This is a genomic window from Conyzicola sp., assembly GCF_046714715.1.
In the GTDB taxonomy this organism is placed as follows: domain Bacteria; phylum Actinomycetota; class Actinomycetes; order Actinomycetales; family Microbacteriaceae; genus Conyzicola.
The window spans coordinates 1-10,040 of sequence record NZ_JBKKAD010000134.1; the positions used below are offsets into that span (position 1 = coordinate 1).

The window sequence follows — 10,040 nt, forward strand, 5'->3', positions numbered from 1 at the left end:
CGCGAGATCGTCGGCCGAGTGCAGCGTCTCCCACGCCGGGTTGTCGCCCATGGCGCCGGAATAGGCGAAATCGAGGGGGAGCGCGCCCGAATCGAACCACCAGCGGTGTCCGTCGCCGGAGCCGAACCACTGGCCGGTAGTTTTCGTAGACTGCACGTAACCAATATAGTGGGTTACATGAATGCCGCTCCGAACACGACTCCCGACAATACAGGCTCGAAGAAAGACGCCGGTTGGGAAGTGGGAGTGCGCGAGACGATCGACGTTCCGCTGCCCGTCGTCTGGCAGTACCTGGTGAGCGCCGGCGTGCCGGTCTGGCTCGGTAAGGGCGAGCTGCGCGGCGTCAAAGGCTTCCGGTATTCGATGGCCGACGGCGTGCGAGGCGAAGTTCTGGCCTACACCGAGGGCTCGAAGATCCGCCTGTCGTGGCGCCCCGACGACTGGCCCCACGACACCGTGCTCATCATCAGCGTCAAAGAGGTCGAAGCGGGCACGACCATCGCAATCCACCACCAGGAGCTCGCCGACCGTGACGAGCGTCGCATGATGCTCGGCCACTGGAAGAGCGTCGTCGGCGACCTGGCCCGCGCGCTGGCCTAGCTAGCGCTTTACCCAGTCGATCGCGTTCGCGCGGTCGAAGCTGCGCGAGCATCTGCCGCACGCCAGCAGTCGGGTCGGTTTTCGGTAGCGGTAGTGGATGTGCCCCCTCGGGCACGTGCCCACCCACGGCGCGAGCTCGTCGGCGATCGCCCCGTCGTGCAGCCGCTTGCCCTCGTAGCCCAACTCGGCCGCGGTCGCCTTCCAGCGCACGCCGTGCCCGGCGCGCGACCCCGCCATGGCGTGCGCCACCTCGTGCAACAGCACCTGGTGGATCTCGTCGTCTTCGTACCGCGCCGCGAGATACCGCGACACCGAGATGCGTTTCGTCGTGTAGTTGCACAGGCCCGCGCGGGTCTTCGCATTGTCGAAACCGAAACTCCACACCGACGGGTCGAGGTGCAGGGCGATGAGGGCGTCGGCCCACTGCCGTACTCGTACTAGTTCTGCCACCTGACGAAACTAGCTCCCGGCACCGTCAATGAAGGTCTCGGTGATCTGGATGGCGATCATCGCGGCATCCACCTCGTCTGGGGAGGACTTGATGCGCACGTGCACCTTGAGTGCGTCGCTGAAGTCGCGGCGGGCGGCATCGAAGTCTTCGAGGTCGAAGTTGACCCGGCCCCGCTGCTGGAGGGCGAACGCCTCGGTCGCCGACCAGTCGTGCGAGTGGGCCTCGTTGACGCAGTCGGTGAGGTCGGCGAGGGCGGGCTCGAGCTTGCCGAGCGCCTGCTGAACCTGCGCGCGTCGGACGCGGGCGAGCGCGAGCATCTCGCGGTCGCCGCCGAAGCGGGCCTGCCTAACCGCCTGGTTCGCGATGTCCCACGCCTCGTCGAGTTTGCCGGCGAGCCGCAGCAGGCCGACTTTCTCATCGAGGGCCGCGGCACTGCGAAGCTGGCCGAGTTCCTCGAGACGCTCTTCGAGCGCGACGGGGTCGACCTGTTCGCGAAGGGTGGTGGGGTCGTAACCCAAAACGATTGCCACGGGATGTTCCTTAGATTGACGTGCGACTCAAGGTTAACCCGGGCCGGCGGTTTCGAGGGCAACCTGCAGCAGCTTGTCGTCACCCGCCCGGGGGTCACCGCGGCCGTCTGTGTTGCTCGTCAGCATCCAGAGCGTGCCGTTCGGCCCGGGCGCGACGTCCCGGATGCGGCCGAAGACGCCCGCGAACCACGGCGTCGCCACCGCGCCGGTGTCGGTGGTGACCGACCACAGTCGTTCGCCCTTGAGCGCCGCCAGGTAGAAGGCGCCGCGGGTGAACGCGAGGCCGCTCGGACTCGCCTCGTCGGTCGCCCACTGGTAGACGGGGTTAACGAAAGCGGGGTCGGATGCCACGCCCTCCACTGTGGGCCACCCGTAATCGGCGCCCGGGCGAATGACGTTGAGCTCGTCCCACGTGTTCTGCCCGAACTCTGCCGCCCACAGCTGGCCGGAACCGTCCCACGCGATTCCCTGCGGGTTGCGGTGGCCGAGAGAGTAGACGTGCGACCCGGCCGCCGGGTTGTCTGCCGGCACCTGGCCGGTAGGCGACATCCGCAGTATTTTGCCGTTCAGCGACGCGGGATCCTGCGAGGCCGCGCGATTGCCGGCGTCTCCCGTCGTCGCGTAGAGCATGCCGTCGGGGCCGAAGGCGATGCGGCCGCCGTTGTGGTTGCCGGCTTTGGCGATGCCGGTGAGCACGTCTTCGCGGGCGCCGAGCGTGTAGCTGCCCGCCGAGCCGTCGAGAGCGAACCGCACGATGCGATTGTCGCCGGCCGCCGTGAAGTAGGCGTAGAGCCAGAGGGGCTCGGTTGCCGCCTGCGCCTCGAACGCCGCTTCGGAGCGTGCGGCGGCCCATGGCGAAACCGCGAGACCGAGCAGCCCGCCCTCCCCGCCCGGCTGCACGCCGTCGACCGTGCCGACGACGCGCACCTCGCCGGTCGCCGTCACCTCTTTCACCAGCGCGGTGTCGCGTTCGCTGACCAGACTCGACCCGCTGGCCAGCCGCGCGACGGACCACGGGGTCGTGAATCCCTGAGCGACGACCGTCGGCTCGCCGACCGGCAGCGCGAGAGGCTCGGGCGTGGGGGAGGGCGACGGCGACGAGCTGGGCGGTGCGCTCGGTGTGGGCACGGGTTCGGGGGTGCCTCCGCTCGCGCACGCCGCCAGCAGGGCGACGGCTCCCGCGGTGGCGACCACGCGCATCCATCGGATCATGCTCACAGTCTCGCCTCCGGCGACCCGAGGGGCAACCAATCGACCCCCACCGCCCGGTTCACCGTCGAAAGTTCGCCCCGCTGCTAGGGCCGCACCTGGAAGACGCTCTTTGCGGGCGGCGGCGACTGGATCGCCGTGGCGTCGGTCACGATCGGCGCGCCGGCGATGAACGCGCGCAGCTCGTCGCCGGCCACGACCTTGGCCGGGTGCGGGCCGCCGGCGAGAATCCGGGGCATCCACTCGAGCGGAAGCGGCGACCGCGACCCCACCAGCACCACGTTGCCGAAGCGGCGGCCCTTGAGGATCTGGGTCTCGGCCAGCAGCGCCACGTCGGCCACGACCGCGGCGAGCGTCGAGGTGGCCGCCTTGGCGAACGCGAGGCCCGGCCCGTCGGCCACGTTGACCAGCACGATGCCCTCGTCGGAGAGCAGCGACACGGCCTCGGTATAGAACTCGAGGCTGGTCACGTGGGCCGGGGTGCGGGCGCCGCTGAAGATGTCGACCACGAGCAGGTCGACCGAGCCGCGCAGTCCCGCCGGAAACTTGCCGAGAACCTCGCGGGCGTCGCCGTGGCGCACCTTGATCTGCGCGCGGGGCGACCACGGCAGCTCCTTGCGCACGAAGTCGACGAGGTCGCTCTCCAGCTCGACGACCTGCTGGCGCGAGCCGGGCCGCGTCGCCTCGATGTAACGGGGCAGGGTGAAGGCGCCGGCGCCGAGGTGCACGGCGGTGATCGGCTGGCCCGGCATGCCGATCTGGTCGATCACGTGGCCCATGCGCTGGATGTACTCGAAGAACAGCTCGGCCGGATTGTCCATGTTGACGTGCGACTGGGGTGTCCCGTCGACGATGAGCGTGAACGAGCCGGGCACCCAACGGTCGGTCTCGATCACCGCACGGTAGCCGCTGTGGCTGAGCACGATCGACGGTATCTCGTTCATCTATTGACCATGCCACACCACGGGGTGGTTAGAGCTGCGCTGCCCTCTCGGCGAGAACCCCGTCGATGAGCGCGATGCACTCGGCCAGACGCTGCGCGCGGTCGCCCCGCACGAACTGTCCGCGCTCGCCGTGCAGCTTGAGTTCGTCGACGAACCACTGCGTCATCGTCGGCCTGAACTGCTCGCCGTCGCGGATTCCGTCTTGCGTGAACATCACGTCGCGGTGGTCGGTTAGGAGGTACAGGGCGCGGGGCGGCAGCGTCGGCACGGCTTCGCGCGCCGCAGTCGACTCGTTGCCGAGGTAGCGCCGCTCCCAGACCTGGGTGGCGAGCGCGTCGGTATCGCAGAACAGAACGGGCGAACCGGCGGATGCCGCCACGTTTTCGAGGCGCTGCTGTTCGAGGGCGATCACCGCGAAGTCTCTGGAGGTCCAGTCGGCACTGCGGAATTCGGCGTCGTCGTCGAAACTGATGCCGAGATCGGCGATCTTGCGCACTGTGTAGTCGCGACCGAACTCCGAGACCCACAGGGTGTTCTTCCAGATGCCGCCGCGCGAACGGTAGTGCTTCACCAGGTCCTGCGTGAGAGTGGTCTTGCCGGTCGACTCCGCACCCACCACGACCACGCGTGCCGTCCGCTCCTCGCGGGCCGTCGGCGATAGTTCATCCCAGGCGGCGAACGGGGCGATATCGGTCATTGCTGAGTATGCTCCGTGGGTCTTATAGCCGAATCCACGATTGTGGTCAAGGAATAGGTGGACACGCGCGACTGTTCTGTCCTATAGTTGTTCTTTGCGCTCCCAGACAACCATGCAGTCATATTGTGGACAGTTGGTGCGCCCCGAGTATAGCGGCGGGGTAGACCTTTTTTAGGTCCTGGTGAGCATTTCATTACCGACAGTCGGTTTCTACCGGCATAAGGCCCGACGGGGTCCACGGAGGTTATTTCCTTGGCTGCTGCGCGCAACGCGTCCACCAAAAAGTCCACTAAGAACGGCCGCACCGCATCGCGTGTGTCGTTCGCAAAGATTACCGACACCCTGACGGTTCCCGATCTGCTCGCATTGCAGACCGAGAGCTTCGACTGGCTCGTCGGAAACGACATCTGGAAAAAGCGCGTCGAGGAAGGTCTGGCCCAGGGCCGCACCGACCTTCCGACCCGCTCTGGTCTCGATGAGATCTTCGAGGAGATTTCTCCGATCGAAGACCTCGGCGAAACCATGCAGCTGTCGTTCACCGGCCCCGAGCTCGAAGAGCCGAAGTACACGATCGACGAGTGCAAGGAGCGTGGCAAGACCTACGCTGCTCCTCTCTACGTGAACGCCGAGTTCATGAACCACCTCACGGGTGAGATCAAGACCCAGACGGTCTTCATGGGCGACTTCCCGCTCATGACCATCAAGGGAACGTTCATCATCAACGGCACCGAGCGTGTCGTCGTCTCCCAGCTGGTGCGTTCGCCCGGTGTCTACTTCGACCGCACGCCCGAGAAGCTGTCCGACAAGGACATCTACTCCGCTCGCATCATCCCGAGCCGCGGCGCATGGCTCGAGTTCGAGATCGACAAGCGCGACCAGGTCGGCGTTCGCATCGACCGCAAGCGCAAGCAGAGCGTGACCGTGTTCCTCAAGGCCCTCGGCCTCACGAGCGAGCAGATCCTCGAGGAGTTCAAGGGCTTCCCGTCGATCGAGCTCACCCTCGAGAAGGACAACATCCTCACGAAGGAAGAAGCCCTCAAGGACATCTACCGCAAGCTCCGTCCCGGCGAGCAGGTTGCCGCCGAGGCAGCGCGTGCGCTCCTCGACAACTTCTACTTCAACTCGAAGCGTTACGACCTGGCGAAGGTCGGTCGTTACAAGATCAACCGCAAGCTCGGCATCGACGCTCCGCTGTCAGACTCCGTACTGAGCCTCGAGGACATCCTCGCGACCATCAAGTACCTCGTCTCGCTGCACGATGAGTCCGCCCCCAACGTCACGGTGCACGACAACAGCCTGTCGACCGTCAAGGGCGTCCGCGATGGCAAGAAGGTCGACGTGCGTCTCGACGTCGACGACATCGACCACTTCGGCAACCGTCGCATCCGCGCGGTCGGCGAGCTCATCCAGAACCAGGTCCGCACCGGTCTCTCCCGCATGGAGCGTGTCGTCCGCGAGCGCATGACCACGCAGGACATCGAAGCGATCACCCCGCAGACCCTGATCAACGTGCGCCCCGTCGTCGCCGCGATCAAGGAGTTCTTCGGAACCTCGCAGCTCTCGCAGTTCATGGACCAGAACAACCCGCTCGCGGGTCTGACCCACAAGCGCCGCCTGTCGGCTCTTGGCCCGGGTGGTCTGTCGCGTGAGCGTGCAGGCGTCGAGGTTCGAGACGTTCACCCCTCGCACTACGGCCGCATGTGCCCGATCGAGACCCCGGAAGGCCCGAACATCGGCCTGATCGGTTCGCTCGCATCGTTCGCACGCATCAACGCGTTCGGCTTCATCGAGACGCCGTACCGTCGAGTCGTCAATGGCAAGGTCACGACCACCATCGACTACCTGACCGCCAGCGAGGAAGACGACTACATCGTCGCGCAGGCAAACGCGCCACTCACGGCAGACGCCCACTTCGCCGACCCCCGCGTGCTCGCACGTAAGAAGGGTGGCGAGGTAGACCTCATCCCCGTCGAGACCATCGGTTACATGGATGTCTCGCCGCGCCAGATGGTGTCCGTGGCAACGTCGCTCATCCCGTTCCTCGAGCACGACGACGCTAACCGCGCACTCATGGGTGCCAACATGCAGCGCCAGGCTGTCCCGCTGCTGCGCAGCGAGTCGCCTCTCGTGGGTACCGGTATGGAGGGCTACGCGGCTATCGACGCCGGCGACGTGCTCACCGCCGAGAAGGCCGGTGTGGTCGCCGAGGTTTCGGCCGACGTCATCACCATCCAGCTCGACGAGGGAGGCACGCAGGACTACTACCTGCGCAAGTTCGACCGCTCCAACCAGGGCACGAGCTACAACCACCGCGTCATCGTCAACGCGGGCGACCGCATCGAGGTCGGCGAGGTCCTCGCAGACGGCCCCGCCACCGAAAACGGCGAGCTGAGCCTCGGAAAGAACCTCCTCGTGGCATTCATGCCGTGGGAGGGCTACAACTTCGAGGACGCGATGATCCTGAGCCAGAACCTGGTGAAGGACGACGTTCTCTCGTCGATCCACATCGAAGAGTACGAAGTCGATGCTCGCGACACCAAGCTGGGCAAGGAAGAGATCACCCGCGACCTGCCGAACGTCAGCCCGGAACTCCTGGCCGACCTCGACGAGCGTGGAATCATCCGCATCGGTGCCGAGGTTCGCCCCGGCGACATCCTGGTCGGAAAGGTCACGCCGAAGGGCGAGACCGAGCTTTCCGCCGAGGAGCGCCTGCTGCGCGCCATCTTCAACGAGAAGAGCCGCGAAGTCCGCGACACCTCGCTGAAGGTTCCCCACGGCGAGCAGGGCACGATCATCGCCGTCAAGGAGTTCAGCGCCGACAACGACGACGAGCTCGGCTCGGGTGTCAACCAGCGCGTTGTCGTCTACATCGCCCAGAAGCGCAAGATCACCGCTGGTGACAAGCTCGCTGGTCGTCACGGCAACAAGGGTGTTATCTCGCGCATTCTGCCCGTCGAGGACATGCCGTTCCTCGCCGATGGAACGCCCGTCGACATCATCCTGAACCCGCTCGGTATCCCCGGACGAATGAACTTCGGCCAGGTTCTCGAGACCCACCTCGGTTGGGTTGCGAAGCAGGGTTGGAACATCGACGGAAAGCCGAAGTGGGCCGAGGCGATTCCGGAGGAAGCACGCAGTGCCGCTCCCGGAACCAAGGTGGCCACCCCGGTATTCGACGGTGCGCTCGAAGCGGAAATCGAAGGACTGCTCGACTCGACCACGCTCACGCGTGACGGCGAGCGTCTCATCGACCACAGCGGAAAGGCGCGTCTGTTCGACGGCCGTTCCGGCGAGCCGTTCCCGCAGCCCGTCTCCGTCGGTTACATGTACATCCTCAAGCTGCACCACCTTGTCGACGACAAGATCCACGCACGTTCGACGGGTCCGTACTCGATGATCACGCAGCAGCCGCTCGGTGGAAAGGCGCAGTTCGGTGGACAGCGCTTCGGTGAGATGGAAGTCTGGGCCCTCGAGGCCTATGGAGCCGCATACGCGCTCCAGGAACTTCTCACCATCAAGTCCGACGACATCCTCGGTCGCGTAAAGGTGTACGAGGCCATCGTCAAGGGCGAGAACATCCAGGAGCCCGGTATTCCCGAGAGCTTCAAGGTTCTTATCAAGGAGATGCAGTCGCTGTGTCTGAACGTCGAGGTTCTCTCGGCCGACGGATCCATCGTGAACCTGCGCGACACGGATGACGAAGTCTTCCGCGCCGCCGAGGAACTCGGCATCAACATCTCTACCCGGTTCGAGTCTTCGTCTATTGACGAGATCTAGACCGAACCCGACGACAACTACTTCAGTTATCTAAGAGAGAAGCTAAATTGCTCGAAGTTCACGCTTTTGACGAAATCAAGATTGGTCTCGCGACAGCAGACGACATTCGTCGCTGGTCGCACGGTGAGGTTAAGAAGCCAGAGACCATCAACTACCGCACCCTGAAGCCCGAGAAGGACGGTCTGTTCGGCGAACAGATCTTCGGACCCTCGCGCGACTGGGAGTGCTCCTGTGGCAAGTACAAGCGAGTCCGCTTCAAAGGAATCGTTTGCGAGCGTTGCGGCGTCGAGGTCACCAAGTCCTCCGTACGTCGCGAGCGCATGGGCCACATCGAGCTCGCCGCACCCGTAACCCACATCTGGTACTTCAAGGGCGTTCCGTCGCGCTTGGGCTACCTGCTCGACATGGCTCCGAAGGACCTTGAAAAGGTCATCTACTTCGCCGCCTACATGATCATCTCCGTCGACGTCGATGCACGTCACGAAGACATGCCCGGCCTTGAGAACGAGCTCCGCCTCGAGATCAAGACCCTCGAAGGCCAGCGCGATGCCCGCATCGCCGACCGTCTGGGCAAGCTCGAGGAAGACCTGGCTGCCCTCGAGGCAGAAGGCGCCAAGAGCGATCAGAAGCGTCGCGCAAAGGATGCCGCTGAGAAGGAGATGGGACAGGCCCGCAAGTCGTTCGACGAGCAGATCGCCCAGCTCGAGCGCGTGTGGGATGACTTCCGCAGCCTCAAGGTCGGCGACCTCAAGCCCGAGGATGCCGTCTTCCACGACCTGCAGGACCGTTTCGGAACCTACTTCGAGGCCTTCATGGGCGCCGAAGCGATCCAGAAGCGCCTCCAGGCCTTCGATCTCGCAACCGAGAGCGTCGACCTGCACGACCAGATCGCCAACGGCAAGGGTCAGAAGAAGATCCGCGCCATCAAGCGACTGCGCGTGGTCAACTCGTTCCTGCAGACCGGCAACTCGCCGGCAGCCATGGTGCTCGAGGTCGTCCCGGTGATCCCGCCGGAGCTTCGCCCGATGGTGCAGCTCGACGGTGGTCGCTTCGCGACATCCGACCTCAACGACCTCTACCGTCGTGTGATCAACCGCAACAACCGCCTGCGTCGTCTGCTCGACCTCGGTGCTCCCGAGATAATCGTGAACAACGAGAAGCGCATGCTTCAGGAGGCCGTTGACGCTCTGTTCGACAACGGTCGTCGTGGACGCCCCGTCACGTGTACCGGCAACCGCGCCCTCAAGTCCCTGAGCGACATGCTCAAGGGCAAGCAGGGTCGTTTCCGCCAGAACCTGCTCGGAAAGCGCGTCGACTACTCCGGCCGTTCGGTGATCATCGTTGGACCGCAGCTCAAGCTGCACCAGTGCGGTCTCCCGAAGCAAATGGCTCTCGAGCTGTTCAAGCCGTTCGTGATCAAGCGCCTGATCGACCTGTCGCACGCTCAGAACATCAAGAGCGCCAAGCGCATGGTCGAGCGTTCGCGCCCGCAGGTGTGGGACGTGCTCGAGGAGATCATCCGCGAGCGCCCCGTTCTGCTGAACCGCGCACCTACCCTTCACCGCCTGGGCATCCAGGCCTTCGAGCCTCAGCTCGTCGAGGGTAAGGCCATTCAGCTGCACCCGCTCGTGTGTGCCGCGTTCAACGCCGACTTCGACGGTGACCAGATGGCAGTCCACCTGCCGCTGTCCGTCGAGGCGCAGGCCGAGGCCCGCGTTCTGATGCTCGCGTCGAACAACATCCTCAAGCCGTCTGACGGCCGCCCGGTGACCCTGCCCACCCAGGACATGATCGTCGGACTGCACCACATGACGACGCTCAAGCCCGAAGCC

The 10,040-nt window shown here is 65.0% G+C and carries 7 protein-coding genes and 1 pseudogene; 3 read left to right on the forward strand and 5 right to left on the reverse strand.

Annotation, left to right across the window (positions count from 1 at the left end):
- The first annotated feature begins 177 nt into the window (after positions 1 to 177).
- The gene (locus ACLQ6X_RS09860; RefSeq protein ID WP_411699995.1) at positions 178 to 600 is read left to right on the forward strand and encodes an SRPBCC family protein; all 423 of its coding nucleotides are present in this window, start codon (positions 178 to 180) and stop codon (positions 598 to 600) included.
- On the opposite strand, the gene ACLQ6X_RS09865 is transcribed toward ACLQ6X_RS09860, so the two are convergent.
- The 5 genes from ACLQ6X_RS09865 to ACLQ6X_RS09885 all read right to left on the reverse strand — a co-directional run bounded on the left by ACLQ6X_RS09865 (position 601) and on the right by ACLQ6X_RS09885 (position 4,431).
- A complete protein-coding gene (locus ACLQ6X_RS09865; RefSeq protein ID WP_411699996.1) occupies positions 601 to 1,050 on the reverse strand; it encodes a SprT-like domain-containing protein in 450 nt (149 codons plus the stop codon). It lies immediately after the preceding gene.
- A 9-nt stretch (positions 1,051 to 1,059) separates the two neighbouring features.
- Positions 1,060 to 1,581, reverse strand: a complete 522-nt coding sequence (locus tag ACLQ6X_RS09870) for a hypothetical protein (protein ID WP_188511336.1) — start codon at positions 1,579 to 1,581, stop codon at positions 1,060 to 1,062.
- Positions 1,582 to 1,614: 33 nt separating this feature from the next.
- Positions 1,615 to 2,793: a PQQ-dependent sugar dehydrogenase gene (locus ACLQ6X_RS09875; RefSeq protein WP_411699997.1), complete on the reverse strand. Its 1,179-nt coding sequence runs from the start codon at positions 2,791 to 2,793 to the stop codon at positions 1,615 to 1,617.
- Positions 2,794 to 2,876: 83 nt separating this feature from the next.
- A complete protein-coding gene (locus tag ACLQ6X_RS09880; protein WP_411699998.1) occupies positions 2,877 to 3,734 on the reverse strand; it encodes a spermidine synthase in 858 nt (285 codons plus the stop codon).
- Between the two features lie 28 nt (positions 3,735 to 3,762).
- Positions 3,763 to 4,431, reverse strand: coding sequence for an AAA family ATPase (locus ACLQ6X_RS09885; RefSeq protein WP_411699999.1), 669 nt, complete (start codon positions 4,429 to 4,431; stop codon positions 3,763 to 3,765).
- A gap of 252 nt (positions 4,432 to 4,683) precedes the next feature.
- On the opposite strand from ACLQ6X_RS09885, the gene rpoB reads away from it, so the two are divergent.
- Positions 4,684 to 8,208 carry a DNA-directed RNA polymerase subunit beta gene (rpoB, locus tag ACLQ6X_RS09890; protein ID WP_188511340.1) on the forward strand — a complete coding sequence of 1,175 codons (3,525 nt, stop codon included), beginning with the start codon at positions 4,684 to 4,686 and terminating at the stop codon, positions 8,206 to 8,208.
- Between the two features lie 47 nt (positions 8,209 to 8,255).
- Positions 8,256 to 10,040: pseudogene (locus ACLQ6X_RS09895) on the forward strand (DNA-directed RNA polymerase subunit beta'); the annotation flags it as partial.